The following is a 26,730-nucleotide window of genomic DNA, read 5'->3' as shown; positions in this document are numbered from 1 at the left end:
GGGCTACGGCGGCCGGGTGACGGCGGGCCCGCCCGGCCCCGCGGGCATGACACGCCGCCGTACGGCCCATCTCGGGATGCATCGGGTCGTAGGGTCATAGCGTACAGAATATGACGAAACGCCATATTGCTTACCTCGCCTGCGCCGCGGCGCTGCTCGGGGCCGGAGTCGGGGCCGCCCCGCCGATCAGCGTCCCCCGGGTCCACGTGGTGCACCCGGGACAGTCGATCCAGAAAGCGGTGAACGCCGCGCATCCGGGCGACACCGTGCTGGTGTACCCCGGCACCTACCACGAGAGCGTCAAGGTGACCACGCAGGGACTGACCCTGCGCGGCACGGGACGGCTCACCGTCATCGAGCCGCGCGCCAAGAAGGCCGTGCCGAGCGGCCGCAAGGACACCAAGGGCACCAAGGGCACGCGGGCGGCGGCCAAGAGCTGCGCCGAGCTGGGCAACGGCATCTGCGTGGTCGGGGCGAAGGGCCACCCCCTCAAGAACGTCACCATCACCTCCCTGACCGTGCGGGGCTTCGCCCGGACCGGCGTGATGGCCGTCGGCACCGACCGGCTGACCGTGCGGAGGGTGACCGCCGAGAAGAACGGGCAGTGGGGCATCGCCGAGGAGCGCGCCACCCGCAGCCTGTACCGGGCGAACACCGCCCGCAACAACGGCGACGCGGGGCTGTTCCTCGCCAACACGATCACCGCCGAGCAGGGCGCCAAGGACGCGCGGGGCACGGTGGTCGACCACAACCTGCTGACCGGCAACCGGATCGGCGTCACCGTCCGGCGCCTGCGCAACGTCGCCGTCACGGGCAACCGCGTCACCGGCAACTGCGCCGGGGTGTTCCTCGTCGGCGACGAGAACAAGCCGAAGGCCGGCCTGCTGACCGTGTCCGGCAACCGCGTGGTCCAGAACAACAAGTACTGCCCCAAGACCACCCGGCTGGCCTTCCTGCAGGGCTCGGGCATCGTCCTGACCGGCACCGAGCAGGTCACGGTGACGCGCAACCTGGTCGCCGGCAACAAGGGCAGGTCCCCGCTGTCGGGTGGCGTGGTGCTGTTCAAGAGCTTCGTGGGAGCCTCCAGCGAGCGGAACCGGATCAGCGAGAACCTGCTGGCCGGAAACGCCCCGGCGGACCTCGTCAACCAGGAGGTCGCCCGCAGCCGCAACACCTTCCAGGACAACCTCTGCCAGACCTCCAAGCCCGCGGGGCTGTGCTGACGGACCCTCCTCACCCGTTCCCGGCATCAGCGTTCAGAAGGAAGGAAGGCGGCACATGACGACCACACCCCCTGCCCCTCCGCCGTCCATGCGGCTCAGGGAGCTCGCGTTCGGGGCGGCTTGTGCCGCCGCCCTCCGCGCGGCGGCCCGGCTCGGGGTCGCCGACGCACTCGGCGACCGCCCCATGGCCGTGACGGACCTCGCGGCCGCGGTGAAGACCGAACCCAAGCCGCTGCGGCGGCTGTTGCGCGCCCTGGCCTGCTACGGCGTCTTCGCCGAGCGGCAGGACGGCACCTTCGAGCACACCGACATGTCCCGGCTGCTGCGCGAGGACGACCCGCACAGCCTGCGCTACATCACGCTCTGGTGCACCGAGGCGTGGACCTGGGACGCCTGGCCCAAGCTGGACGAGGCGGTGCGCACCGGCCGCAACGTCGTGGAGGACCTCTACGGCAAGGAGTTCTTCGTCTACCTCAACGAGGACGCCCCCGAGTCGGCCGACGTCTTCAACCGGGCCATGACGACCTCCAGCAGGCAGTCCGCACAGGAGGTCGCCGACCTGCTGGACCTGTCCGGGGCCTCCTCGGTGGCCGACATCGGCGGCGGCCAGGGGCACGTGGTGGCGAGCCTGCTGGAGAAGTACCCGGCCATGCACGGCACCCTGCTCGACCTGCCGCGCGTGGTGGAGAACGCCGACCCCCGGCTGCGCCCGGGCGGCTCCCTCGCCGACCGGGTGCGCATCGTGCCCGGCGACTGCCGCGAGGCGATCCCGGTCACGGCCGACGTCTACATCATCAAGAACATCCTGGAGTGGGACGACGACAGCACCGCCCGGTGCCTGCGCAACGTCATCGAGGCGGGCGGCCCCAAGGCGCGCGTCGTGGTCATCGAGAACCTCGTCGACGACACCCCCTCCATGCGGTTCAGCACCGCCATGGACCTGCTGCTGCTGATGAACGTCGGCGGGGCCAAGCACACGACCGAGAGCATGGTCGGCCGGCTCGAGGCCGCGGGCCTGGTCATCGACGACATCAGCCCGGTCAACCCCTACCTGCACGCGTTCGACTGCACCGTGCCCGGGTGACCGGCGGCACGGAGCACGCACACCGGTCGCCGGGCCCGCGACGCTGCGGGCCCGGCGACCGGTGTGTCCGTCTGTCCGGCAGACGGTCGGGGCGGACGGCTCAGTCGCGCTCCCAGACGTAGAAGCGGCGCGCCATCGCGTCCTTCGGCGACCGCCACGTCTCCGGGTCGTACGCGCTGACGTACGCCGACAGCCGCTCGCTGATGCCCCGGAACTCGGGGTGCCCCGCGACCTTGGCGATCGCGGGAGCGGGGTCCCGGTCGGCCTCGACGAGGTGCATGTACACATCGCCGAACTGGAAGAGGCTGCGCCGGGTGACGCCGACGAGGTGCGGCAGCTCCCCCCGGTCGGACTCCTCGAAGATCCTGGCGATGTCCGGGGCCGAGCCGGGGGCCATCCGGGCGACGATCAGTCCTTGGTGCATGGGCCTGTCCTCCGTCCGGCTCAGTCGGTGCTCAGGGCCGGCTCGCCCCGGTGGCCCGCGGCGGCCTTCTCGATCCTGTCGCGGATCAGGGCCATCTGGATCTTGGAGTTCCTGTTGATGTTGTCGGTCATCCAGTCGTCGTCGACCGGAGCGTCCGGCTTCATCGCGAAGTCCTGCGTCCACACCATCCGGGTGCCGGCCGGCACCTCCTCGTACCGCCAGTGGATGTCCATGTGGTCGAACGGGCCGGTCTCGACGCGGCGGGCGCGGACGGTGAGCGTGTCACGGTCGGGCTCGCGCTCGGAGACCCAGCTCCAGACGGTGCCGTTCTCGTCGGGGTGCATGGTCAGCCGGAAGGTGCACTTGTTCCCCTCCCGGGACAGGATCTCGGCGGAGGCGTACTCGCTGAACAGCTGCGGCCACCTCTCCACGTCGTTGGTCATGTCCCAGACCAGGTCCACCGGCGCGGCGATGGTGATCTCGTTCTGCGTGTGTCCGGCCATGTCAGGCTCCTGCCAGGAAGGTGCTGTTGACGAGGGCGAGGAACTCCCGCGGGGTCTTGCAGCGCTCCGCGTCGGCAGGCATCGGCGTGCCGTGCCGGTTCTCCAGCTCGCCGACGATGCCGAGCAGGCCGAGCGAGTCGATGCCGAGCTCCTCGAAGCCGGCGTCGGCGCGACCCTCCAGTTCCTGCGGGCCGACGGTGATACCGGCGGCCTTCTTCATGAGTGCGGACAGTTCTTCCACGGTGATGCGGTCGCTCATGCGGATCCTCTCCTTGTCGCTCCCGGCGGCCTCGCCGGGAGGCGCCGGTTTCTCGGACTCGTTCGCCTGCCGGGCGCCACGGCCCCTCCGGCTCAGCCGGCGCCGTGCCGCAGCACCAGCGCCGAGTTCGAACCCATGAGGCCCCGGCTGAGGACCAGCGCGGTGCGCACCTCGGCGGGGCGGGCCCGGACGGTCACCAGATCGAGGTCGTGGCAGACGTCGAAGACATTCGGGGTGGGCGGGATCAGTCCGTGCTCCATCGCCAGCACGGCCGCCGCCGCGTCCAGCACGGGCGCGGCGCAGTAGCCCCGGCCGGTGCCGGTCTTCGGCGCCGTCACCGGCACGCGCCGGCCGTGGGCACCGAGGGCGTCGGCGATCGCGAGCGCCTCGGCCCGGTCCGCCTCCGGGACCCCGAGGGCGTCCGCGAAGACGACGTCCACCTCCTCCGGAGCGCAGCCGGCCTCGGCCAGCGCACCCCGGACGGCCTCGGCGAGTCCCTGCCGGGACAGCTCCCACCGGGAGGCGCCCGTGAAGGTCGCCGCATGACCGGCGACGAAGGCGCGTACGGGCATGCCCCGCTCCCGGGCCACGCCCGCCTCCTCCACGACGAGCATCGCGCCGCCCTCGGCGGGCACGAACCCCGAGGCCGCGTCGGTGAACGGCCGGTAGGCGCGCGCCGGGTCCTCCACCCGGCTCAGCTCCGGGTAACCGAGCTGGCAGACCATCGAGTACGGCGCGAGCGGCGCCTCGGTGGAGCCCGCCACGATCACGTCGGTGCCCCGCCGCACGGCCCGCGCCGCGTGGGCGAGGGCGTCCAGCCCGCCGGCCTCGTCGGCGGCGACCACCGAGCACGGGCCCTTGAACCCGCGGCGGATGGAGATCTGACCGGTGCTGGCCGCGTAGAACCAGGCGATGGACTGCCACGGTCCGACGAAGCGGCTGCCCCGGCCCCACAGTTTCTGCAGCTCCCGCTGGCCGAACTCGCCGCCGCCGGACCCGGCGGCGGTGACCACGCCCGCGGAGAACGGGGCCTCCCCGGTGTCGGCCCGGCTGAGCCGGGCGTCCTCCAGGGCCAGGTCGGCCGCGGCCATCGCGAAGTGCGTGAAGCGGTCGGTCTGGACGAGGTAGCGCTCCTCGACGGCCGCGGCCGGCTCGAAGGCGCGGACCTCGCCCGCCACTTTCAGCGGAAGGTGCTCACAGCCCTCCCGGGTGACGCGGTCGAGGACGCTCAGACCCTCCTGGGTGGACTTCCAGAAGGTCTCGGTGCTCGTTCCGTTGGGCGCGACGACACCGATTCCGGTGACGGCCGCGCGCCGTTCATGCGGTGCACTCATCGTGTCCTCTCCCTACGGCCGGGTCAGGATCACCGCGGACTGGAAGCCGCCGAAGCCGCTGCCCACGGAGAGCACGCTGGACAGCTTCCGTTCACGGGCCACCCGCGGGACGTAGTCCAGGTCGCACTCGGGGTCGGGGGTCTGGTAGTTCGCGGTCGGCGGGACCACCTGGTGGGCCAGGGCCAGCACGCAGGCCACCACCTCGATCGCCCCGATGGCCCCGAGGGAGTGCCCCACCATCGACTTGATGGAGCTCATGGGGGTGTCGTAGGCATGGTGGCCCAGCGCCCGCTTCACCGCGGCCGTCTCGTGACGGTCGTTCTGCCGGGTGCCGGAGCCGTGCGCGTTGACGTAGTCGATGGCGGAGCCGTCCAGCCGGGCGTGGTCGAGCGCGGTCTCGATGGCCCGCGCCATCTCCAGGCCCTCACTGGTCAGGCCGGTCATGTGGTACGCGTTGCCGAAGGTGGCGTAGCCGCTGAGCTCGCAGTACACGTGCGCACCGCGGGCCCGGGCGTGCTCCAGCTCCTCGAGGACGAGCACCGCGCCGCCCTCGCCCATGACGAACCCGTCACGCTCGTTGTCGAAGGGGCGGGAGGCGTGGGCGGGATCGTCGTTGTTGGGGGAAGTGGCCTTGATCGCGTCGAAGCAGGCCATGGTGATCGGGGAGATGGGCGAGTCCGAGGCACCCGCCACGCAGATGTCCGCCCGGCCCTCCTCCACGGTGTGCAGGGCGTAGCCGACCGCGTCGAGCCCGGAGGTGCAGCCCGTCGAGACGGTCTGCACCGGACCGCGCGCCCCGAACCGCTCCGCCACCGTCGAGGCGAGGGTGCTGGGCGAGAACGCGCGGTGCAGGTACGGCCGCGCCCGGCGGTGGTCCACGTCCCAGTGCTCACCGCCCTGGCTGACCAGGACGTAGTCGTTCTCCAGGCGGGTGGTGCCGCCGACCGCCGTGCCCAGGGACACCCCGACCCGCCAGGGGTTCTCCGCGGCGAGGTCGAGCCCCGAGTCGCGTACCGCCTCCGCCCCGGCGGCCAGCGCGAACTGGATGTAGCGGTCGCAGCGTGCGACCTGCTCCTCGTCCAGTCCGCAGGCCACCGGGTCGAAGTCGCACTCCGCGGCGATCCGGGAACGCAGGCCCGCCGGGTCGAAGAAGGTGATGCCCCGCGTCGCGGTCCGCCCTTCCGACAGCAGTCCCCAGAAAGCCGGGGCACCGATGCCGCCCGGTGCCACCACACCTATCCCGGTGACCGCGACACGCCTGGTCATGACCGGACCTCTGCCGCGCCGGCCTCCCCCTCCACGGCGGCCGCGGCCGGAACGGTCTCGGTGCCCTCCGTGTCGACGTGGCCGAGCTGCGGACGCGGGGCCAGCGGCCCGAGGTGGAAGACGATACGGGCCTCCACGTCGCCGACGTTGCGGAAGCGGTGCCGCATGTAGGCGGGGATCATCAGCCCCTGCTCCGGCTTGAGCGGGTGCGGATCGCCGTCCAGGTCGACCTCCAGGTCGCCGCAGACGACGTACACGAACTCCTCGGAGTACGGGTGGTAGTGCTCGCCGATGCGGTCGCCGGGCTGCACGATGGCCACACCCATGAAGCCGCTGGTGGAGCCGACCGTCGCCGGAGTGAGCATGGCGCGCAGATCGCCTCCGCGCTTGGTGTTGGGCTCGGCTTCGTCGAGGTTCACGATCCTGGGCCGGGGTTTGATCACGTCGTTCCTCCGATGGTGTGGTGCGGTCGGCAGCCTCGGGGGCCGCCCGTCAGGACTCCGGTGCGGACCGGCGGTCGGTGATGAGGTCCATCCGGGCGAGGGTGAGCAGCTGCGCGGCGTCGCCGCCCCGTGCCGCGCCGTCGGCGAGGGTCGTCAGCTCGGCCACCTGCGCGGGGTCCAGACCCAGGGCGACGGCGGGGTCGGCGTCGAAGCCCTCCCGCACGTCGACCAGGCGCACCACGACGTCGTCGCGCTCGTAGACCGTGCTGCGCAGGACCGGCCCGTGCGGGTCCTCGGCGGCGCGGTCGTCGTGCTGGGAGAGCAGCTCGGCCAGCCGCATGCCGAGCCCCGGCCGCGCCTGGTAGTACAGGGCGTGCCGCTCGACCTCGGACGCGTCGTCCGCGGTGACGTGGTGCACGGCCGGCAGCGCCGCCCGGGTGAAGAACACCCGTGCGGACTCCTGGTCGTTGAGGTCGCGGTGCTCCTCCAGGAAGGGGTTGATGGCCTCCTCCACGGCACGCACCTCGGGCTGCCGGGCGACGTGGCGCAGCGCGGCCAGCAGGTCGCCGCGCACCTCGATGGCCCGTACGACCCGGTTGCCGCGCATGAACAGCGACGTGCGGCACAGCTGGGTGGTGTCGTCGACCCGCGCCTCGGGCGAGGCGTAGTTCGAGAGGATCTTCGCGACCTCCCGCTCGCTGCCCGGCTTCACCGTGAAGGTGAGCGCGTGCCGGATCACGCCGTCACCGATGCGCGGGGAGGTCTGCAGCCGCCGCTCGGCCCCCGCCGCCTCGCCGCCGGTCTCCCGCACGATGTGGAAGCGCAGCGAGCGGGTGTCGCGGATGCAGCTGTGCATCGGCTGCACCATCTGCACGTGCTCCTCGCTGTTCACCCAGGCGAGGAACGGCGGGGCGCTCTCCCACTCGCTGGTGATCAGCCACTGGGAGGGGTTCTCGATCGACTGGCACAGCTGGTCGCTGACATGGCCCGGAACGGACGAGACCTGCTTGCCCATCTGCTCGTAGGCCTCAAGGAACTGCTGTTGAGCGCCGTCGTAGACGTCGACCAGCAGCACGACCCGGAGCCGGGATCCGTCGAACACCGACTGGGAGACCCGCTTGGCGGCCTGTCGCAGCGGTGGTTCTGAGGCTCGTTCAGACGTAGTGGTCATCCTGCGCACGTCTCCTTCGGGGGGCAGCGGGGTCAGAGGGACGTCGGCCGCGTGTGACGCGACGTCAGCATCTCGATCCTGAGCCCGTCGCGACCGGTGCGCGACTCGTATGAACCACGTGGGTGATCACACGGGTGATTGGGCGCGCACATGCACGCGGACCGGCTCCCCAGAGGGCATGGAACCTGCGATGCGCCCCGCTCCCGCACCCCTGCCCTGGAGGCATCGATGCACCAAGAAGCCGACCACCGGGTTCCCGTCCTCATCGTGGGCGGCTCCCTGGTGGGCCTGTCCACGTCGCTGTTCCTGGGCCGCCTCGGCGTGCCGCACCTGCTGGTCGAGCGCCACTCCGGGACCTCCATCCACCCGCGCGGCCGCGGCAACAACGTGCGGACGATGGAGCTGTTCCGGGTGGCCGGCATCGAGCCGGACATCAGGACGGCGGCCTCGCTCCTCGCCGACAACCACGGCATCCTGCAGACCCCCACCCTGGTCGGCGACGCCGGGGAATGGCTGTTCAAGCACATCGACCCCGGTGGCGGGATGGCGCGGTTCAGTCCCACCGGCTGGTGCCTGTGCAGCCAGAACGACCTGGAGCCCGTCCTGCTAGAAGGCGCCCGCGCCCTCGGCGGCGATCTGCGCTACTCCCACGAGATGGAGTCCTTCGAGCAGGACCGCGACGGAGTCACCGCCGTCGTCCGGGACCGGGCGACCGAGGAGCGCTACACCGTCCGCGCCGACTACCTCGTCGCGGCGGACGGGCCGCGCAGCCCGGTCCGGGACCGGCTCGGCATCGGCCAGACCGGGCCCGGCGAACTCTTCGCCAACGTCAGCCTCACCTTCCGCTCCAAGCTGCTCGCCGACGTGGTCGGCGGCCGCCGCTTCATCTGCTGCTACCTCACCGACCCCGAGGCCGACGGAGCCCTGCTGCCCGTCGACAACAAGGAGCACTGGGTCTTCCACGCGCCCTGGCACCCCGAACGCGGCGAGGAGCTGGAAGAGTTCACCGAGGAGCGGTGCGCCCGGCACATCCGCCGCGCCGTCGGCGTGCCCGACCTCGACGTGGAGATCACCGGCAAGGCGTCCTGGCGCGCGGCCGAGCGGGTCGCCGACCGGTACGCGGCCGGCCGGGTGTTCCTGGCCGGCGACTCCGCCCACGAGATGTCCCCGACCGGGGCGTTCGGTTCCAACACCGGCATCCAGGACGCGCACAACCTGGCCTGGAAGCTGGCCGCCGTGATGCAGGGCTGGGCCGGACCCGGCCTGCTGGAGACCTACGACACCGAGCGCCGCCCGGTCGCCCGGGCCACCAGCGCCCGCGCCTCGGCCCGCTCCGTGGAACACAGCCACCCCGGCTTCGCCCCCGCCCCCGGCGTCGGCGGCGGCCCGCGCGGCGGCATCCTCAACGTCGTCCTCGGCTACCGCTACCCGCAGGGCGCCGTCGTGGGCGCCGACCCGGCGCAGGAGGCCGTACCGGAGAACCTTCGGCTGACCGGGGAGCCGGGCAGCCGGGCCCCCCACCTGTGGCTGCGCCGCTTCGGGCAGCGGGTCTCCACGCTCGACCTGTACGAGCGCTCCATGGTGCTGCTCAGCGACGCCCAGGGCACGGGCGGCTGGCACGAGGCGGCCCGGCGCATCGCCGCGGAGGACGGCGTCGCGCTGCAGAGCTACCGGATCGGCACGGGCGCCGAAGCCGACCTGACGTACGACCCGACGGCACCGGGTGCGGGCGCGGGACGGCCGGGCGGCGCACCGGGGGCTGGGTCCGCGGCCGGGCCCGCGGGGACGCCGGGCGGCGAGAGCGGGTCCGGGGGCAGGCCGGGCGGCGCGGGTCGGCCGGGGGCCGGCGACGGCGCGGGCAGGCCCGGCGGGGCACCCGGGTCCGCGGGCGGGCCAGGCGGCGCGCCCGGCTCGGCGGGCGGGCCCGGCGGCGCGGGTCGGCCCGGGCCCGGCGGCGGCGCGGGCGGGGACCAGGCGCCCGACTGGGCGCGGGTCCACGGCACGACGGCCGACGGGGCGGTCCTGGTGCGGCCGGACGGCTTCGTGGCCTGGCGGGCGCCGGGCGCGACCCCGGACCCGGAGGCGACCCTGCGCTCGGTCCTGCGGGCGGTGCTCAGGACCGACTGACCCGCGGAAAGCGACACACACGGCCAAGGCCACCCGCACCGGACGGTGCGGGTGGCCTTGGCGTGGGGAGCCCCCTGTCGGATTCGAACCGACGACCTACGCATTACAAGTTGTCGGGTCCTGGTCCAGGGGCATCCATCAGCATTCGCGTAGCAGGCATCGCGCCTGCTCAGAGGAGTTTTCGGACTCCAGCGGACGACAGTCGACGTGATCAGAATCAGCGGCGATCGAGACCACGAGTGAGACCAGGCCCCGCCTGACTGCTGTGCGGCAACCGATCCACCGGCCTTACCTGACGGCATCTGGGAGACCGCGATTTGCGATGCATGAAATAAGCGCAGGGTTGCTCCACAATCACGTGACTTCAGTCATCCCCGGGGCGATTGCAGATCTTCATTAGGGATCGATAGGTTCTCTGTGTCGAGCTCTGACCAAGACGACACTTCGGGGAGAAAAATTGAAAATCGCAGAACGAGTGGCGGCTATCGGCCTTGCCATGCTTGCCGCGTTGTCGGTGACTGCCTCCGCTTCAGCGGCCGAGCAGGGAGGCGATGCCCCTCGGCAGCCGCTCCGCGCAGTCAAGGTCATCGTGAATGAGCACACCGAGACCAAGACCGTTATCGACGGAAAAGTGGCCAAGGTAGAGAAGTCAGGCATACCGGGGGCCTCGCACTACTTTAGCCCGCAGGCGCCCGACTTCAGGGGTGACTCGCAATACGGGCACTTCACGGGGCAAGTGCACTATTACGACCCTCATATGACTTTCGCATGGAGCCTGAAGCTCCACGCGGGGGTGGCCGCAACGGCAACTGGCCCAATGGCAGAGAGTGCCACGGCGACTCGGAACGGCCGCAGTTTCGGCTACTCTGACAGCCATCCCTCCATAGGCGCGAACTACCTGGTCCATTCGTCGTTCCGGGTCAACACCAGTCACTACGTACTCACAGTCAACGAGCACTTCCGTAGCGGCAGAAGCACAAAGTACATCACGACCGTTTTCGCCTTCACCGTGACGCTGATTTGAACTAGAATAGGCGCCCCTCCACCAATGGAGGGGCGCCTATTCTATCTGCCAGGGGATGCACTCATGTCAGACCTGAAGGAACTTTCCGGGCGCGTTCTTCGTGACCTATCGATGGGCATGAAAGAAACGCCCGCCATCACATTCTCCGCGCCGGACGGGGAAGGTTATGTGGAAGTGCTACTGCAAGAGAAATCAGGGATGGGCGTGGGCTTCACCGTGAACCCCTCGGCACCCGAAGTGGAAATTCTATTTGAAATGGCCTATAGGATCCCGGATGCCTATGTTGAAATGTATGCTGTCGGGCTCCCCGTAGTTCCGGGTACCGAGCGACCCGCCACTCCGAAAATTCTGGCGGATGCGGTCGTTTGGGAAGATCCAAACGCAAACGGCACATGGTCCTGCGTGATTGGGCAATACGAGCACGCCTGGAAGCATTGGCGGGAGGGCAGGCACAGCTGACGGCAGTGCTTCTTCCTCGCTATCGAGCCGCCTGATTGGCGAGTTGCCAGTGCCGTACTCGTCCCGAACGTACCAGGCCATTCCGCCCGGCTTGCGCCATGCGCTCACAGGCCGGTTCGGCCCAGCTGATCGAAACGGTCCGCAAGACCAGCCGGTTTCCCGCACCGACACCTCGGTGACTCGCACCTATAGCTCTGCGGCGTCCCATGCCGACCGGAGGATGGCCACTACACCACTCGCCGGGCTCGCTTGGCGCCGTCACTTCCGCTCGGCGGTGTCCGGCACGAGCCGGCTCGTGAAGCCGCCGTCGCGCAGGCGTTCGTACGCTACTGCCACCTCTTCGGGAATGCTCTGCTCGATCATGAACCCCTGCTGTGGGTAGACCATGAGCCGCTGCTGCGCGCCGACCAACATGTCGATCACCAACCGTGCGTCCCCGATGGAATCGACATACTCGGCGAGGGCCATGGGTGTGGACGCGCAGAGCCACTCGACTTGAGGCCACAGCTTGCGCGCGGTCGCGTAGGACCGTCGTTCCTCATACGGCTTGCTGATCAGCAGGACGGACGACACAGGAACGCGGCGCTCTTCGAGCAACGCGCGGGAGAAGCGGATGTTCTCTCCCGTGTTCCGGGCCTGCGGCTCAACGAGGATCGCATCGGCCGGTACCCCCAGCTCCATCGCTCGTTCGCGATAGTGCTCGGCCTCTCCGCGCGGCATGCGGTCACGTGTCGTACGGCTCGTGGCCCCGGTGAACACGATCAACGGCATCATGCCGCGGTGGTATAGATCGGCGGCCACGTCCGCGACTCCGAGGTCATGACTACCGAGTCCAATCGCGACAGAGCATGGCCGCAGCTCGTGGCTCATCTGCTGGAACTCCCAGAGCCGTTGAGCGTCGGCCCATGCTTGTGCTGAGATCACTTGCTCTCGCCCCCCGCTTTAGCTGAGTCGGGAACCTTGAAGTCGACGAGATTGACCACATGCAGGAAACGCTGTTCGCACGCATCCCTACGGCGGACGTACCCGCGTGGCGGCCGGCGAGCTGTGGCAGGAGCACCGCCTCGTCTTCACGCGCCCGGACGGCCGCCCGCTCGACCCCCGACAGGACTGGCAGGAGTTCAAGGAACTCCTGGCGGAGGCCGGCATCGACGACCGGCGCCTGTACGACGGCAGCCGACACACCGCCGGCACGATCCTGAATGAGCTGGGGGTAGATATGCCTACGATCATGGAGATCCTGCGCCATACCCAGATCAGTCAGACCCGCCGGTACGTGAAGGGGCGCTCGCACCTCTCGAAGGACGCGATGCGCCGCATGGGCGACACCTTCATGCCCCCGGCCGAGGCCCCGAATGAGACCAGAACTGAGACCGGAGACAGCAGGGCAGCCCGTGCCCGCCGCCGTCGCCGCCTGCGCTGAATCACAAGATCCCAGGTCAGGAAGTACCTGGCCTGGGATCTCAGGGGAGCCCCCTGTCGGATTCGAACCGACGACCTACGCATTACAAGTGCGTTGCTCTGGCCGGCTGAGCTAAGGAGGCAGTGCACGGACGTGCCCGTGCAGTGTACCCAGGTCCCCCGAGCGTGCCGTCGAGAATTTCGACGAAGGTCACAGGGCCCGGAGTGCTGACAGACGAGGTGGACGCCAGGTAGCGTCCTGTGCCAGTTCACCCTTGTGGACTACACCACAACGGCACCGCCCGTAGTGGACCACCACCTTCCTACAACGGATCGTCCGGCACGTTCCTGCCGGTAGAAGGGGGCCCATTCACCATGGCCACTGTCCAGTTCGACAAGGCGACCCGGATCTACCCGGGTTCCGAGAAGCCCGCCGTCGACGCGCTCAACATCGACATCGAGGACGGCGAGTTCCTCGTCCTGGTCGGTCCGTCCGGCTGCGGCAAGTCCACCTCGCTCCGGATGCTCGCGGGGCTCGAGGACGTCAACTCCGGCGCCATCCGGATCGGTGACCGCGACGTCACCCACCTGCCGCCGAAGGACCGGGACATCGCCATGGTGTTCCAGAACTACGCGCTGTACCCGCACATGTCGGTCGCCGACAACATGGGCTTCGCGCTCAAGATCGCCGGCGTCAACAAGGCGGAGATCCGGCAGAAGGTCGAGGAGGCCGCGAAGATCCTCGACCTCACCGAGTACCTGGACCGCAAGCCGAAGGCGCTCTCCGGCGGTCAGCGCCAGCGTGTCGCCATGGGCCGCGCCATCGTGCGCGAGCCGCAGGTGTTCCTCATGGACGAGCCGCTGTCCAACCTCGACGCCAAGCTCCGCGTCTCCACCCGTACGCAGATCGCGTCGCTGCAGCGCCGGCTCGGCATCACCACCGTCTACGTCACCCACGACCAGGTCGAGGCCATGACGATGGGTGACCGGGTGGCCGTGCTCAAGGACGGTCTGCTCCAGCAGGTCGACACCCCGCGCAACATGTACGACCGGCCCGCCAACCTCTTCGTCGCCGGCTTCATCGGTTCCCCGGCCATGAACCTGGTCGAGGTCCCGATCACCGACGGCGGCGTGAAGTTCGGCAACAGCGTCGTCCCGGTCAACCGCGAGGCCCTCAAGGCCGCCGCCGACAAGGGCGACCGCACGGTGACGGTCGGTGTCCGCCCCGAGCACTTCGACGTCGTCGAGCTGGGCGGCGCCGCGGCCTCGTCCCTGTCGAAGGACACCGAGGACGCCCCGGCCGGTCTCGCCGTCTCCGTGAACGTGGTCGAGGAGCTCGGCGCCGACGGCTACGTCTACGGCACCGCCGAGGTCGGCCGCGAGCGTAAGGACCTGGTGGTCCGCGTCAACGGCCGCCAGGTGCCGGAGAAGGGCGCACAGCTGCACGTCGTGCCGCGGCCGGGCGAGACCCACGTGTTCTCGACCTCCACGGGCGAGCGCCTCTCCGACTGACACGCGTGACTGCCGCTCCCGGGTGACACCTTCGGGTTGAAACCCCCGACAACCCGGGGCAATTCACCCAGGTTGACGAAAAGGGCCCCGCGAACTGCCGCGGGGCCCTTCTCCGTGCCCTCCAGATACCCCGGCGCACCGGACGTTTCGAGCAGCGTGCGTCAACACGTCACTCCGGGATGGAGGGCTCCCCATCCCCCGAAGAGGTGACTGAATGTCGCCAAATCATTACCGGGCGCTACCCTCACTCGCGTGAAGCACTCCACCACCCCACAGACGCGACGCGGCCGGGGCCCCGCCCGCCGGATCGGCCGCTCCCTCGCCCTCGTCCTGCCCGTCGTCCTGGTGCTCTCCGGGACCCTCGCGGTCACCCGAGTCAACTGGTCGGGGGCCTCCTCGAACTCGGTGCTCACCGCGTCCGACACCGCCGTGACCGGCGCCGTGACCGGCGTCTCCCCCCGCACCCGCGCCCGCGCCCCGCAGGACGTGCTGCGCGACCGGCTCATGACGGAGCTCCAGGAGAAGGACCCGGGCGTCGTGCTCACCCATCTCCAGGAGGCCGTCAACGGGCGCCCGTCGCTGGCCCGGCACTGCTCCTCCATCGCCCGCGCCCTCGGCCGCGCCGCGGTCCGCATCTACGGACCCGCGCACGCGCAGTCGTACGCGCGCCCGGTGTGCGACACGTCCTTCGCCTCCGGCGTGCTGAACGCCGCGCACAGCTGACCGGCGCGCACGCCTGAAGACCGCGCACCACCGAACACCGGGCACGGCCGACCGGCACCCGTATCGGCACACGGGCACGGAAGCACGGCACTCGCATCCGCACGCCGGGCACGGCCGACCGCCGCCCTTCGCCCGTCCTCGCCCCCCTGCCGGGGAGCCCCGGCAGGGGGGCGAGGGCGGTCGCCGAACACGGAACGGCCGTGGACGAAGGCGGCGTGCGGGGTCCCACGTACAGTTCGGTCATGACCCATCCGAACGCGGCGTCCCGCCCCACTCAAGCCGTCATCCTGGCCGGCGGCCAGGGTTCCCGGCTGCGCCCCTACACCGACGACCGGCCCAAGCCGATGGTCGAGATCCCCGGCACGGGCACTCCGATCATCGGCCACCAGATCGCCTGGCTCGCCGAGGAGGGCGTGACGGACGTGGTGGTCTCCTGCGGCCACCTCGCCGAGGTCCTGCAGACCTGGCTGAAGTCGGCGGCCCTGCCCGTCAAGGTCACCACCGTCGTGGAGACGGAGCCCCTCGGCCGCGGCGGCGGCCTGAAGTTCGCCGCCGCTCATCTCCCGCACCCCGATCAGCCCTGGTACGCCACCAACGGCGACATCTGGACCCGCTTCTCGCTACGCGACATGGCGGACTTCCACACCGAGCGCGACGCGGTCGCGACCCTCGCGCTGGCCCGCCCGCGCCTTCCCTGGGGTGCCGTGAAGACGGACGGCTTCGGCCACATCACGGACTTCATCGAGGCACCGCCGTCCACCGTCGAGATCAACGCCGGCGTCTACGTCTTCGCCCCCGAGTTCGCCGGTCTGCTCCCGGAGCGCGGCGACCACGAACGGACGACGTTCCCCCGGCTGGCCCGCGAACGCCGCCTGGCGGGCTTCCCCCTCCCCCAGGGTGCCTACTGGCGCGCCATCGACACCGCGAAGGACCTCACCGAGGCCGCGAAGGAACTCGCCGCCCTGAACCGCTGACCCTCATCCCCGCGGGCCCCCGGAGCTCGGGTGAGGCCACGGCCGGGGCTGCCGGGACCTCGTCGCCCCGTACGCCGACGGGGTCCCGCGCGTCGTGCGTACGGGACCCCGTCGGCGTGCTTCGGTACGAGTAGGGCCTGTCCGGCGGATCGGGTCGGATCATGCCGCGGCGTCCGGTACTGGGGGCACCTCCCACGCCGTTCAGGCTGTGGGGGAACATCGCAAGGCGGAGGACTGCCCGCGTACTGGATGTACTCGGGTGGGCCTACTGGATGTACTCGGGTGGGCCGACAACGCGGCGAGGTGCCGTTCCGGGCGTCGCGGACCCGGGCTGATCCGGACGGAGCCCCCTAGCCCAGAAGGCCGCCCACCAGGCCCGGCTGGCCGGAGGAGGTGCCGGTGGAACCCTGGCCTGCGTCGGAGCCCGTGCCGCCGGTCGCGGAGCCGCCGGAGGTCGGGCCCGAGCTGGTGCTGGGGGCCTGCTGGACCGGGGCGGAGTGCCGCGGCGGGGTCTGGCCGGTGCCCTGGGTCTCGCTGGGCGAACCGCCGGTGGCGGTACCGCTCTCGCGGGCCGAGCCCGGCGTGGTCGCCGGGCCGCCGGACGGGCCGGCCGACGAGCCGTCGCGGGTCGGCGAGGTGGAGGCCGACGGCGCCTTCTTCTGCCGCTGCCCGGGCTCCTGCGGGAGCGGCGAGCCGGGCAGCTCGTTGCGCGGGGCCTCGCCGGGGCCGGGCACGACCACCCGGCCGGCGTCCCGCACCGCGCCGCCGAGCAGCGACCCGACGAGCAGCGTGAGCCCGGCGACGACGAGGGTGAGCAGGGCGCCCCGGCGCAGCACGAACTGACGCAGCTCCCAGATGTCGGAGCGCGGCCCGAGCCGCCGCCAGGCGGAGGCGGCGAGACGGCCGTCGACCGAGTAGACGGGGGCGCCGGCGATGATCAGCGGCGACCAGGCGGCGAGGTAGATGATGTCGGGGGCGTCGTAGGCGGGCACCGTCTTCCAGCTGACGGTGACGATGAGCGCGGCCGAGAGCAGCGCACCGCCGATCGCGGCGACCCGCTGCCAGCAGCCCAGCACCGTCAGGACGCCGACGACGACCTGCAGGAAGGCGATGACGAGCCCGGAGCCGACCGGGTGGTGGAGCGCGAACTGGCGCAGCGGCTCGGCCACTTCCCACGGGTGCAGGGTGTTGAGCCACTTCACCATCGAGCCGCGCCTGCCCCCGTCGAAGTAGAGCGGGTCGCACAGCTTGCCCATGCCGGCGTAGACGGAGATGAAGCCGAGGAAGATCCTCAGAGGGAGCAGGACCACCCCGAGGTTCATCCGGCGCCCCGGATAGTAGGCGTGCCGGGCCGGGTCGTCGGCGTGCCGCCGGCCCCGGCCGAACTCGTCCTCGGCCGGCTCGTCGAGGTCGTCGTCCGCGAAGTCGTCCTGGTCGTAGCCGGGTTCGGCGTGACCGGGGCCGGCGTAGGCGCGATCGCCGTAGGGCGACCCGCCGTACGGCGTTTCCCCGTACGCCGAGTTGCCGTACGCCGGGTCTCCGTAGGCGGGATCACCGTACGCCGGGTCTCCGTAGGCGGGATCGTCGTAGGCGGGATCGTCGTACGCGCTGCCGACGGTGCGCATGTGCGGCAGGAGCCGGGTCCCGCCGGTCCCGGGCGTGCGCTGGGCGCCCACGACGGGGGTCTCGACGGTCTGGTCCGGATCGCCGTACCCGTCGCGGCCGTAGCCCTGGCGGCCGTAGTCCTGGTCGACGCCGATGCGGGGGATGACCCGGGTCGCCCCGGCGGCGGCGGACGGCTCGTCGGAGTGCCGGACGCTCCCGCTCCGCGCGGCCTGCAGCAGCCGGTGGGCGCCGGTGTCGTCGGGCGCGGACCTGCCGCTCCAGACGACCGGACGGCGGTGGGCGGCGGCCCCGGCGCGGCGGGCCGTGCCGGCCACGGGCACCCGGAAGGGGTCATCCGTGGCGCTCGGGTGGCGGGCGACGCGCGCGGACTGGATACGCCGCGTCGCGGCGCCCAACTGCACGCGGAAACTGGCGTGGTTGACGATGACCTGCGCCGGATCGCTCGGCACCTTCACCATGCTCAGCGCGGGAGCGTCGTCGATTCCCGACGAGCGGTCCCCCGTGGGTGTGCGGGGTGTTCTGGTGTCCACACTCATCTAACCGAGTGATGTGGAGTTAGGACACTGCCTTGACCCGGCCGGAACTGTCCGGACCGCGTCAAGGTTGTACCGCTCGCCCTGATTTACCCGGGTGGGTGACCGGACGGACTCCCGTTCGGCCACCCGGCGCCGACCGGTTCAGGCGCGCCTGCGGGCCGCCTCGTACAGCACGATGCCCGCCGCCACACCGGCGTTGAGCGACTCGGCGCCGCCGGGCATCGGGATCCGCACCCGGAAGTCGCAGGTCTCGCCGACGAGCCGGGACAGCCCCTTGCCCTCGCTGCCGACCACGATGGCGACCGGGCCCCCCAGGGCCTCCAGGTCGCCCAGCTCGACCTCGCCGTCCGCGGCGAGACCGACCACCGTGATGCCCGCCTTCTTGTACGCCTCCAGCGCGCGCGTCAGGTTGGTGGCGCGGGCGACGGGCGTCCGGGCCGCCGTACCGGCGGAGGTCTTCCAGGCACCGGCGGTCATGCCGGCCGCGCGCCGCTCCGGCACGACGACGCCGTGGCCGCCGAAGGCGGACACCGAGCGGACGACGGCGCCCAGGTTGCGCGGGTCGGTCACCCCGTCCAGGGCGACGATCAGCGGGTCCGCGCCCTCGTCGTAGGCGGCCTCGGCGAGGTCCTCGGGGTGGGCGTACTCGTACGGCGGGACCTGGAGGACGAGTCCCTGGTGGTTGAGCCCGTTCGTCATCCGGTCCAGCTCCGGGCGCGGGGCCTCCATGAGGTTGATGCCGCCGCGCTCGGCCGCGAGCTGGAGCGCCTCGCGGACCCGCTCGTCGTTGTCGATGAACTGCTGGACGTAGAGGGTCGAGGCGGGCACGCCCTCGCGCAGCGCCTCCACGACCGGGTTGCGGCCGACGACCAGTTCGGAGGTGGAGCGGCCGCCGCCGCGGCGCTGCTGCGGGCGCCCCTGGGTGCGGCGGACCTTCGACGCGGCGGCGCGCTGCTTGGCGTGTCCCTTGCGCATCTCGGCGGGGGGCGTGGGGCCCTTGCCCTCCAGACCCCGGCGCCGCTGGCCGCCACTGCCGACCTGCGCGCCCTTCTTGCCGGACATGCGACGGTTGTTCGCGGCCATGACCTACCTGTCTCTGTGTTGCGTTCGAATGCGTACGTCTATGCAGTGTGCCGCTCGGAAGGCCGGGCGGCACAATCGATCAACCGCTCGAAGCGGGATCAGCGGGGGCCGAGGCTCCAGCGCGGTCCCTGCGGGCTGTCCTCGATGACCAGTCCGGACTGGTTGAGCTGGTCGCGGATGGCGTCCGCGGTGGCCCAGTCCTTGCGGGCGCGAGCGGCCTCGCGCTGGTCCAGCACCATCCGGACCAGTGTGTCGACCGCCCCGTGCAGGTCCTCGCCGCGGTCGCCCTCGCCGGCCCAGTGCGCATCCAGCGGGTCGAGACCGAGGACGCCGAGCATGGCGCGCACCTCGGCGAGCCGGGCCACGGCGGCCTCCTTGTCGTCGGCGGCCAGCGCGGAGTTGCCCTGCCGGACGGTGGTGTGCACGACGGCCAGCGCCTGCGGGACACCCAGGTCGTCGTCCATCGCCTCGGCGAAGGCGAGCGGGACCTCGGTGGCCGGCTCGACCACTCCCCCGGCCTTCTCCACCACGCGCTGCACGAAGCCCTCGATCCGCGCGAACGCCGACTCGGCCTCGCGCAGCGACTCCTCGCTGTACTCGATCATCGAGCGGTAGTGCGGGGTGCCGAGGTAGTAGCGCAGGACGATGGGGCGCCACTGCTTGACCATGTCCGCGACCAGCACGGAGTTGCCGAGCGACTTGGACATCTTGTCGCCGGCCATGGTCACCCAGGCGTTGTGCACCCAGTAGCGGGCGAACTCGTCGCCGAAGGCCTTGGCCTGGGCGATCTCGTTCTCGTGGTGCGGGAAGATCAGGTCCAGGCCGCCGCCGTGGATGTCGAAGGCGGAGCCGAGGTACTTGTGCGCCATCGCCGAGCACTCCAGGTGCCAGCCCGGCCGGCCCCGGCCCCACGGCGTGGGCCAGGAGGGCTCGCCCGGCTTGGCGCTCTTCCACATCGCGAAGTCGCGCGAGTCGCGCTTGCCGCTCTCCCCCGTGCCCGAGGGCTGCTGGAGGTTGTCCAGCTCATGGCGGGACAGCTCCAGGTAGCCCGGATAGGAGCGCACGTCGAAGTAGACGTTGCCGTCGGCCGCGTAGGCGTGCCCGCGGTCGATGAGCGTCTGCATCATCTCGACCATCTCCGGCACATGGCCGGTGGCGCGGGGCTCGTAGGTGGGCGGCAGGCAGCCGAGGGCGGTGTAGCCGTCGTCGAAGGCGCGCTCGTTCTCGTAGCCGATCGACCACCACGGACGGTGCTGCTCGTGCGACTTGGCGATGATCTTGTCGTCGATGTCCGTGACGTTGCGGATGAACGTCACGTCGTAGCCGCGGTACGCGAACCAGCGGCGCATGATGTCGAAGTTGAGCCCCGAGCGGATGTGCCCGATGTGCGGTGCCGCCTGCACGGTGGCGCCACAGAGGTAGATCGAGACGCAGCCCGGCCGGAGCGGGGTGAAGTCACGGATCTGCCGGGCGCTGGTGTCGTACAGGCGAATAGTCACCACTCCAGGGTAGTGGGCGCCGGGCAGTGCCCCATGCCCCTTCCCGCGCGTGGCCACCGTTTCGTGACGTCGCCCGCCTCACAGCGCCGCGCCGGCTCCGGCGGGGCGCTCGCGGTGCCCCTCACAGGCTCCCGACGACCTTGCGCGGGGTGATCCGCACGACCACCCGCTCCGCGTCCCGCACCGAGGCCGGGTTGAACTCCGCGTACTCCTTGCCGGTGTACTTCACGGAGAGTTCGTCGATGAGTTCCCGGCCGCCCCGCGTGGTCATCTCCACGGACCCGCGGATCTCGGCGTACTCGTAGGGAGAGCGCGGGTCCAGGACGACGACGTCGACCCGGGGGTCGGCGTCCAGGTTCTTCTTCTTGCGGCGGTCCACGGTGGTGGAGAACAGGAGCTGGTCGCCGTCCCGCTTCACCCAGACCGGCGACATCTGCGGGCTGCCGTCGGGCTGGAGGGTGCCCACGACGACGAAGACGGGGCTGTCGAGGAGAGCCTTGAGCCGGTCGGACAGAGCGGCGGACATGGGGGTACCTCCGGAGATCTCGGTCGGCGGTGACTCTCCGGGTACCCTCGCACGCCCTCAGCGCACCCGCACCACGAGCGCCGTGGCCACCGCCATCAGCCCCTCGTCGCGGCCCGGGAAGCCGAGCCCGTCCGTCGTCGCGCCGGAGACGGACACCGGCGCGCCGGCCGCCTCGGACAGGAGCTTCTGCGCCTCGTCCCGCCGCTTGCCGATCTTCGGCCGGGGGCCGACGACCTGCACCGCGACGTTCCCGATCCGGAACCCGGCCGCGCGTACGATCCGCGCCGCCTCGGTCAGCAGGACGACCCCGGACGCCCCCGACCACTCGGGGCGGCCGGTGCCGAAGTGGTGCCCGAGGTCGCCGAGCCCGGCGGCCGAGAACAGCGCGTTGCACGCGGCGTGCGCGACGACGTCGGCGTCGGAGTGCCCGGCCAGCCCGGGTCCCTCGCCCTCCCACCTCAGGCCCGCGCACCACAGCTCGCGGCCCTCCTCGAAGGCGTGGATGTCGGTGCCGATGCCAACCTGCGGCAGTGGCGCCTCCGCGAAGCCGGCGGGGGTCTCAGAAGCCATCGTTCAGCCTCCTGCGGGCCAGGACCGCCTCCGCCAGGACCATGTCGAGGGGGCGGGTGACCTTGAAGGCCTCCTCGTGGCCGGGCACGGCCACCACCCGCTCGCCGAGCTGCTCGACCATGCTCGCGTCGTCGGTGACGTCGTCGGTGACCGTCTCGTGGGCGCGGACCAGGGTCGCCCGGTCGAAGCCCTGCGGGGTCTGCACGGCGCGCAGCAGCGACCGGTCCGGCGTCGCGACGACCGGCTCGGGCGCACCGGGCTCCGTCGCGGGCTCGACCTGCTTGACGGTGTCCGCGAGCGGGAGCGCCGGGACGACGGCCCGCGCCCCGTCCCGTACCGCCTCGATGACCGCGTCGACGGTGTCGACGGGCACCAGCGGTCGGGCCGCGTCGTGCACGAGGACGACGTCGTGGCCGGGCGGCAGCGCCTCCAGGCCGAGCCTGACGGACTCCTGGCGCGACTCGCCGCCGGGGACGACGAGGACGTCGGTCCAGTCGGACAGCGCGTGGGCGTCCAGCAGGGACTTCACCTCGGCGGCGTCGTCGGGCGGGGCGACGACCACGACGAGGGAGACGGCGCGGGAGGCGGCCAGGGCGCGCACCGCGTGGACGAGCATCGGCGTGCCGCCCAGCGTGCGGAGCGCCTTCGGGGCGCCCGGACCGAGGCGTACCCCGCGGCCGGCGGCCGGGATCACGGCGGCGACGGGCGTCACCCGCGGGCCGCCCGCCGGCGAAGGGCGCGAATCGTCAGACATCGGTTCCTGTTCAGGTTTGTGTGCTCGGCCTACGTGGGTATGGCCACAGGCAGCACCCCCGGCCGCCGGCCGGGGGACGTGCCGGGCGCGACGCCTTGACCGGACCCTTCCGTGACCCCGGTCGAGCCGCTCGTCCGGGCCCGGCACGACAGTAGCGGGGGCTTTCCCCCGTTGTGGGGGACGTGGGCGTCGTCGTAGGACGTCTGCGTCATGCGCGCGGGTACGAACATGCCGCAGCGCCCGGCGACTGGAGATGTGTCATCGGGCACCGCGGCATCGCAGTGTGCTGATCTGAGGCGGGTGTCGCAGCCTCGCGTCAGGACGTGCCTCGCGTCAGGACGCGAGAACCTCGTCGAGCAGGGCCTCGGCCTTGTCCTCGTTGGTGTTCTCCGCGAGAGCGAGTTCGCTCACCAGGATCTGGCGGGCCTTGGCGAGCATGCGCTTCTCACCGGCGGAGAGCCCGCGCTCGCGCTCGCGGCGCCACAGGTCACGCACGACTTCCGCGACCTTGATGACGTCGCCGGATGCGAGCTTCTCCAGATTCGCCTTGTAACGACGCGACCAGTTCGTGGGCTCCTCGGCGTACGGAGCGCGTAGCACCTCGAAGACCCGGTCCAGCCCGTCCTGACCGACCACATCACGCACGCCGACGAACTCCGCATTGTCCGCTGGCACACGCACCGTCAGGTCACCCTGGGCGACCTTCAGCACCAAGTAGGTCTTGTCCACGCCTTTGATCTGGCGAGTTTCGATAGCCTCGATCAGCGCGGCCCCGTGATGGGGATAGACCACGGTGTCGCCAACCTTGAACGTCATGTGACAGGTACCCCTTCCGTGGCTATCCAGGGTAACACGGATACGGCGTCTTCTGAATGGCGTTTTCGCAGGTCAGGGCATATCTCGGGGCTTGACAACAGCAACAGGGACGTGCTTCGGGAGGGTCGGACGCGCCAAGAGGAAGCAGGTATTCGCAGGTCGGAGGGGTACTTCACGCGGAGTGAAACCCGTACGTTACACACATCCGGCGGCCCCTCCAAACGGCTGAACATCCCGATTTGTCCGGTTCCAGATGCTCGACTTCCGCTACTCCGTTCGGTGAGACGAGTCGCGTCCCGGACGATTCCGGAATTGATCACGACCGCCGTCACAAGCGCGGCGGAACGGCGGTGATCAATTACCGGGAGCCGCCCCGCTTTCCCGCACGGATAATCCCGGCCCGCGGCGCGGGGGCCGTACCACTGGGACTTATGTGAATGGAGGGTCGGCACACGACCAATGTGACTGGGGAGTCACATGTGAGCGTGGCGACCAGGGGGACAGAGGGTGAGTTCGGGCGGTCCCGGAGCACCCTGGCGGCCATAGGGGCGGGTCGGGTGCGAAGGCCCGGGAACGGCTCGGTAACCTAAGGCCGCTGACAGACACTTAGGGTGGCTTTATAAGGGAGCCGCCCTGTACCGCCCACGTTCAAGGAGTTGCCGCCGCCGTGAGCAGCAGCCTTCGACGCGGCGCCCTCGCCGCCGCCGCCATCGCGTTCTCGATCGCCTCGCTCGCCGCGTGCGGCGCCGGCAACAACGCCCAGACGCTCCAGGTAAAGCCCGACAACGCGGCCACCAAGGTCGGCGACATCGCGATCCAGAACGCGGTGGTCATCACGCAGCCGGACACCTCGCAGACGAAGGGCCCGGCCGTCGTCTCCGCGACGCTCTTCAACTCCGGCAGCACCGACCAGACGCTGGACTCGGTCCGCGTCGGCGGCAACGGCACCGCCCAGCTCACGCCCGCGAAGGGCAAGAGCAAGCTGGTCGTCCCGGCGGGCGGCTACCTGGTCATCGGCGGCAAGGGCAACGCGTCGGCCGCGCTGACCGACCCGGGCACGGCCGTCCAGAACGGCAACGCGCAGCAGCTGACCTTCAGCTTCAGCAAGACCGGTGACGTGAGCCTGCGCGCCTTCGTCGTCCCGGCCGTGAGCTACTTCGACAAGTGGGGCCCGAGCAACATCCCGGCGGCGCCGGGTGCCACGGGCTCGCCGTCGGCGTCCGCCTCCGAGTCGGCGTCGGAGTCCGGCCGGCCGTCGAAGCCCTCGAAGTCGTCGGCCGCCTCGCCGGCGGCGTCGGAGTCCGCCGGCGCCACCGCGACCCCGAGCGACTCGGCCTCGCAGTCCGCGGCCGGCAACTGAGTCTCAGGACGAACGCCGAAGGGCGGCACCCTCTCCGCGAGGGTGCCGCCCTTCGGCGTTCGTACGGGCACGGGGTCCCGGACGCGGTCTACGGCTCGAACTTGTAGCCGAGGCCGCGGACCGTCACCAGGTAGCGCGGGGCGCCCGGGTCCGGCTCGATCTTGGCGCGCAGGCGCTTGACGTGGACGTCCAGGGTCTTGGTGTCGCCCACGTAGTCCGCGCCCCAGACCCGGTCGATGAGCTGCATCCGGGTCAGCACGCGCCCGGCGTTGCGCAGCAGCATCTCCAGCAGGTCGAACTCCTTCAGCGGCAGGTCGACCTTGGAGCCGGAGACGGTGACCACGTGCCGGTCGACGTCCATCCGGACCGGACCGGCCTCCAGCGCGGCCGGGGTGACCTCCTCCGGCTCGCCGCGGCGGCGCAGCACGGCACGGATCCGGGCGACCAGCTCACGGGAGGAGAAGGGCTTGGTGACGTAGTCGTCGGCTCCTATCTCCAGCCCGACGACCTTGTCGATCTCGCTGTCCTTGGCGGTCACCATGATCACGGGGACGTTGGAGCGGCCGCGCAGCTGACGGCACACCTCGGTGCCGGGCAGGCCCGGCAGCATCAGGTCGAGGAGGACGAGGTCGGCGCCGTTGCGCTCGAACTCGTCGAGTCCGTCGGGCCCGGTCGCCGCGACGGCGACCTCGAAGCCCTCCTTGCGGAGCATGTACGACAGGGCGTCGGAGAAGGACTCCTCGTCCTCGACGACGAGCACTCGGGTCACGGAAGGACCTCCGGGGCGGGAAGCGAAGCGTACGGGGATGACTCGGTGGACTGCCCGGCCTCGTCGTCGAGGTCGGGGTGCTGCTGTGCACGGTCGCGGGCCGCAGCCGCCTCCGGCAGCCGCAGGGTGAAGGTGGAACCCTGGCCCTCGGCGCTCCACACCGTGACCTCCCCGCCGTGCGAGGCGGCCACGTGCTTGACGATCGCCAGTCCCAGGCCGGTGCCGCCGGTGGCGCGGGAGCGGGCCGGGTCGACGCGGTAGAAGCGCTCGAAGATGCGCTCCTTGTCCCTGTCCGAGATGCCGATGCCCTGGTCGGTGACGGCGATCTCGATCATGTCCCCGCCGGGCGAGGTCACCGTGCGGGCGGCGATGCCGACACGGGTGCGGGCCGGGGAGTAGTTGACGGCGTTCTCGACGAGGTTGCCGAGCGCGGCGGCGAGCTGGCCGCGGTTGCCCCACACATGCAGGTCGGCGGTGCCCCCGGCAGCCATCGTGATCTGCTTGGCGCCGGCCTGGTGCCGGCAGCGGTCGACGGCCTCGGCGACCAGTTCGTCCACGCGGACCGGCTCGGCGTCCTCGAGGGGATCGTCGTTCTGCACCCGGGACAGGTCGATGAGCTCCTGCACCAGGTTGGTGAGCCGGGTCGCCTCGATCTGCATGCGCCCGGCGAACCGCTCCACGGCCTCCGGGTCGTCGGAGGCGTCCATGACGGCCTCGGACAGCAGCGAGAGCGCGCCGACGGGGGTCTTGAGCTCATGGCTGACGTTGGCGACGAAGTCGCGGCGCACGGCCTCGATACGGCGGGCCTCCGTGAGGTCCTCCACGAGCAGGAGGACCAGCCGCGAGCCCAGGGGGGCGACTCTGGCGGAGACCGCCAGGGCCTCGCCGCGTCCGGTCCCGCGCCGCGGAAGGTCCAGTTCCACCTGGCGTATCTCGCCGTCCCGCCGGGTGTCCCGCGTCATCTGGATCATGGGCTCGACGGCGAGCTTGCCGCCGCGGACCAGCCCGAGGGCGTACGCGGCGGAGCTCGCCTTCACGACGCCGTCGGCCTCGTCGAGGACGACGGCGGAGGAGCGCAGAACGGACAGCACGGTGTCCACTCCGGGCGGGAGCACCGCGTCGGTGTGCAGGGAAGTACGAGTCGGGCGCTTCTGCTCGCGCTCGCTCCAGCGGAACGCCAGCATGGCGATCACACCGGTGAGCACACCGGCGATCGCTGCCGCTGCGGCGACCGCCGCGTTCACGTCCATGCATCCAGGTTAGG

Annotated in this window: 26 protein-coding genes, 1 tRNA gene and 1 pseudogene; 10 read left to right on the top strand and 18 right to left on the bottom strand. The window is 71.1% G+C overall.

Annotated features, from left to right (window positions below):
* The first annotated feature begins 110 nt into the window (after positions 1 to 110).
* Positions 111 to 1,223 (top strand): nitrous oxide reductase family maturation protein NosD, encoded by a 1,113-nt coding sequence (locus ACIQ9G_RS23790; RefSeq protein ID WP_403612880.1) that lies wholly within the window; start codon positions 111 to 113, stop codon positions 1,221 to 1,223.
* 55 nt (positions 1,224 to 1,278) lie between these two features.
* Positions 1,279 to 2,307 (top strand): methyltransferase, encoded by a 1,029-nt coding sequence (locus ACIQ9G_RS23785; RefSeq protein WP_403612878.1) that lies wholly within the window; start codon positions 1,279 to 1,281, stop codon positions 2,305 to 2,307.
* A gap of 100 nt (positions 2,308 to 2,407) precedes the next feature.
* Here ACIQ9G_RS23785 and ACIQ9G_RS23780 read toward each other — a convergent pair whose 3' ends face one another.
* The 7 genes from ACIQ9G_RS23780 to ACIQ9G_RS23750 all read right to left on the bottom strand — a co-directional run bounded on the left by ACIQ9G_RS23780 (position 2,408) and on the right by ACIQ9G_RS23750 (position 7,707).
* On the bottom strand, positions 2,408 to 2,731 hold the full coding sequence (locus ACIQ9G_RS23780; protein ID WP_356186285.1) for a TcmI family type II polyketide cyclase: 324 nt from the start codon (positions 2,729 to 2,731) through the stop codon (positions 2,408 to 2,410).
* Between the two features lie 20 nt (positions 2,732 to 2,751).
* Positions 2,752 to 3,234, bottom strand: coding sequence for an SRPBCC family protein (locus tag ACIQ9G_RS23775; protein WP_356186288.1), 483 nt, complete (start codon positions 3,232 to 3,234; stop codon positions 2,752 to 2,754).
* Position 3,235: 1 nt separating this feature from the next.
* The gene (locus tag ACIQ9G_RS23770; protein ID WP_403612875.1) at positions 3,236 to 3,493 is read right to left on the bottom strand and encodes an acyl carrier protein; all 258 of its coding nucleotides are present in this window, start codon (positions 3,491 to 3,493) and stop codon (positions 3,236 to 3,238) included.
* 92 nt (positions 3,494 to 3,585) lie between these two features.
* Complete coding sequence (locus ACIQ9G_RS23765; RefSeq protein WP_403612873.1) at positions 3,586 to 4,827, bottom strand: beta-ketoacyl synthase N-terminal-like domain-containing protein; 1,242 nt, start codon at positions 4,825 to 4,827, stop codon at positions 3,586 to 3,588.
* Between the two features lie 12 nt (positions 4,828 to 4,839).
* Complete coding sequence (locus ACIQ9G_RS23760) at positions 4,840 to 6,093, bottom strand: beta-ketoacyl-[acyl-carrier-protein] synthase family protein (RefSeq protein ID WP_403612871.1); 1,254 nt, start codon at positions 6,091 to 6,093, stop codon at positions 4,840 to 4,842.
* Positions 6,090 to 6,536, bottom strand: coding sequence for a cupin domain-containing protein (locus ACIQ9G_RS23755; protein ID WP_392194198.1), 447 nt, complete (start codon positions 6,534 to 6,536; stop codon positions 6,090 to 6,092). The genes ACIQ9G_RS23760 and ACIQ9G_RS23755 overlap by 4 nt, the downstream gene beginning before the upstream one ends.
* Before the next feature lie 49 nt (positions 6,537 to 6,585).
* Positions 6,586 to 7,707: a SchA/CurD-like domain-containing protein gene (locus ACIQ9G_RS23750; protein ID WP_403612869.1), complete on the bottom strand. Its 1,122-nt coding sequence runs from the start codon at positions 7,705 to 7,707 to the stop codon at positions 6,586 to 6,588.
* 228 nt (positions 7,708 to 7,935) lie between these two features.
* Between ACIQ9G_RS23750 and ACIQ9G_RS23745 the strand changes: the two genes are divergently transcribed.
* The 3 genes from ACIQ9G_RS23745 (at position 7,936) to ACIQ9G_RS23735 (ending at position 11,317) form a co-directional block, all read left to right on the top strand.
* Entirely contained in the window at positions 7,936 to 9,834 is a 1,899-nt protein-coding gene (locus tag ACIQ9G_RS23745; protein WP_403612866.1) for an FAD-dependent oxidoreductase, read from the top strand.
* A gap of 457 nt (positions 9,835 to 10,291) precedes the next feature.
* Complete coding sequence (locus ACIQ9G_RS23740) at positions 10,292 to 10,858, top strand: hypothetical protein (RefSeq protein ID WP_403612864.1); 567 nt, start codon at positions 10,292 to 10,294, stop codon at positions 10,856 to 10,858.
* Between the two features lie 63 nt (positions 10,859 to 10,921).
* Positions 10,922 to 11,317: a hypothetical protein gene (locus ACIQ9G_RS23735; RefSeq protein WP_403612861.1), complete on the top strand. Its 396-nt coding sequence runs from the start codon at positions 10,922 to 10,924 to the stop codon at positions 11,315 to 11,317.
* Positions 11,318 to 11,575: 258 nt separating this feature from the next.
* Here ACIQ9G_RS23735 and ACIQ9G_RS23730 read toward each other — a convergent pair whose 3' ends face one another.
* Entirely contained in the window at positions 11,576 to 12,241 is a 666-nt protein-coding gene (locus ACIQ9G_RS23730) for a YdcF family protein (protein WP_403612860.1), read from the bottom strand.
* A 103-nt stretch (positions 12,242 to 12,344) separates the two neighbouring features.
* Here ACIQ9G_RS23730 and ACIQ9G_RS23725 point away from each other — a divergent pair.
* Positions 12,345 to 12,740, top strand: a pseudogene (locus ACIQ9G_RS23725) (tyrosine-type recombinase/integrase); the annotation flags it as partial.
* A 47-nt stretch (positions 12,741 to 12,787) separates the two neighbouring features.
* On the opposite strand, the gene ACIQ9G_RS23720 reads toward ACIQ9G_RS23725, so the two are convergent.
* Positions 12,788 to 12,861: transfer RNA gene (locus ACIQ9G_RS23720), tRNA-Thr, on the bottom strand.
* A 232-nt stretch (positions 12,862 to 13,093) separates the two neighbouring features.
* On the opposite strand from ACIQ9G_RS23720, the gene ACIQ9G_RS23715 reads away from it, so the two are divergent.
* The 3 genes from ACIQ9G_RS23715 to ACIQ9G_RS23705 all read left to right on the top strand — a co-directional run bounded on the left by ACIQ9G_RS23715 (position 13,094) and on the right by ACIQ9G_RS23705 (position 15,927).
* Positions 13,094 to 14,230, top strand: coding sequence for an ABC transporter ATP-binding protein (locus ACIQ9G_RS23715; protein ID WP_403612857.1), 1,137 nt, complete (start codon positions 13,094 to 13,096; stop codon positions 14,228 to 14,230).
* A 252-nt stretch (positions 14,231 to 14,482) separates the two neighbouring features.
* A complete protein-coding gene (locus tag ACIQ9G_RS23710; RefSeq protein ID WP_403612855.1) occupies positions 14,483 to 14,953 on the top strand; it encodes a hypothetical protein in 471 nt (156 codons plus the stop codon).
* A gap of 242 nt (positions 14,954 to 15,195) precedes the next feature.
* Positions 15,196 to 15,927, top strand: a complete 732-nt coding sequence (locus tag ACIQ9G_RS23705) for an NDP-sugar synthase (protein WP_403612853.1) — start codon at positions 15,196 to 15,198, stop codon at positions 15,925 to 15,927.
* A gap of 350 nt (positions 15,928 to 16,277) precedes the next feature.
* Here the strand turns inward: ACIQ9G_RS23705 and ACIQ9G_RS23700 are convergent, their stop codons facing one another.
* The 7 genes from ACIQ9G_RS23700 to ACIQ9G_RS23670 all read right to left on the bottom strand — a co-directional run bounded on the left by ACIQ9G_RS23700 (position 16,278) and on the right by ACIQ9G_RS23670 (position 23,337).
* Entirely contained in the window at positions 16,278 to 18,089 is a 1,812-nt protein-coding gene (locus ACIQ9G_RS23700) for a DoxX family membrane protein (protein WP_403612850.1), read from the bottom strand.
* Between the two features lie 141 nt (positions 18,090 to 18,230).
* Positions 18,231 to 19,172 carry a 23S rRNA (guanosine(2251)-2'-O)-methyltransferase RlmB gene (gene rlmB / locus ACIQ9G_RS23695; protein ID WP_403612847.1) on the bottom strand — a complete coding sequence of 314 codons (942 nt, stop codon included), beginning with the start codon at positions 19,170 to 19,172 and terminating at the stop codon, positions 18,231 to 18,233.
* Between the two features lie 98 nt (positions 19,173 to 19,270).
* Positions 19,271 to 20,671 (bottom strand): cysteine--tRNA ligase, encoded by a 1,401-nt coding sequence (gene cysS, locus ACIQ9G_RS23690; protein ID WP_403612845.1) that lies wholly within the window; start codon positions 20,669 to 20,671, stop codon positions 19,271 to 19,273.
* A gap of 121 nt (positions 20,672 to 20,792) precedes the next feature.
* Positions 20,793 to 21,197: a PPOX class F420-dependent oxidoreductase gene (locus ACIQ9G_RS23685; RefSeq protein WP_403612842.1), complete on the bottom strand. Its 405-nt coding sequence runs from the start codon at positions 21,195 to 21,197 to the stop codon at positions 20,793 to 20,795.
* A 57-nt stretch (positions 21,198 to 21,254) separates the two neighbouring features.
* Positions 21,255 to 21,767, bottom strand: coding sequence for a 2-C-methyl-D-erythritol 2,4-cyclodiphosphate synthase (gene ispF, locus ACIQ9G_RS23680; RefSeq protein ID WP_403612840.1), 513 nt, complete (start codon positions 21,765 to 21,767; stop codon positions 21,255 to 21,257).
* Positions 21,757 to 22,521, bottom strand: coding sequence for a 2-C-methyl-D-erythritol 4-phosphate cytidylyltransferase (ispD, locus tag ACIQ9G_RS23675; RefSeq protein WP_403612837.1), 765 nt, complete (start codon positions 22,519 to 22,521; stop codon positions 21,757 to 21,759). The genes ispF and ispD overlap by 11 nt, the downstream gene beginning before the upstream one ends.
* A 333-nt stretch (positions 22,522 to 22,854) precedes the next feature.
* Positions 22,855 to 23,337 (bottom strand): CarD family transcriptional regulator, encoded by a 483-nt coding sequence (locus tag ACIQ9G_RS23670; protein WP_003953493.1) that lies wholly within the window; start codon positions 23,335 to 23,337, stop codon positions 22,855 to 22,857.
* A 667-nt stretch (positions 23,338 to 24,004) separates the two neighbouring features.
* Here ACIQ9G_RS23670 and ACIQ9G_RS23665 point away from each other — a divergent pair.
* Entirely contained in the window at positions 24,005 to 24,697 is a 693-nt protein-coding gene (locus ACIQ9G_RS23665) for a DUF461 domain-containing protein (protein WP_403612834.1), read from the top strand.
* A gap of 88 nt (positions 24,698 to 24,785) precedes the next feature.
* Here the strand turns inward: ACIQ9G_RS23665 and ACIQ9G_RS23660 are convergent, their stop codons facing one another.
* Both ACIQ9G_RS23660 and ACIQ9G_RS23655 read right to left on the bottom strand, forming a co-directional pair.
* On the bottom strand, positions 24,786 to 25,466 hold the full coding sequence (locus tag ACIQ9G_RS23660; RefSeq protein WP_010358452.1) for a response regulator transcription factor: 681 nt from the start codon (positions 25,464 to 25,466) through the stop codon (positions 24,786 to 24,788).
* Positions 25,463 to 26,716: a sensor histidine kinase gene (locus tag ACIQ9G_RS23655; RefSeq protein WP_403612830.1), complete on the bottom strand. Its 1,254-nt coding sequence runs from the start codon at positions 26,714 to 26,716 to the stop codon at positions 25,463 to 25,465. The genes ACIQ9G_RS23660 and ACIQ9G_RS23655 overlap by 4 nt, the downstream gene beginning before the upstream one ends.
* Positions 26,717 to 26,730: the final 14 nt, after the last annotated feature.

Origin of the sequence: Streptomyces sp. NPDC096152, assembly GCF_044763235.1 — a bacterium.
In the GTDB taxonomy this organism is placed as follows: domain Bacteria; phylum Actinomycetota; class Actinomycetes; order Streptomycetales; family Streptomycetaceae; genus Streptomyces.
The sequence above is the reverse complement of the archived record's forward strand: the minus strand, read 5'-3'. Positions and strand labels throughout refer to the sequence as shown.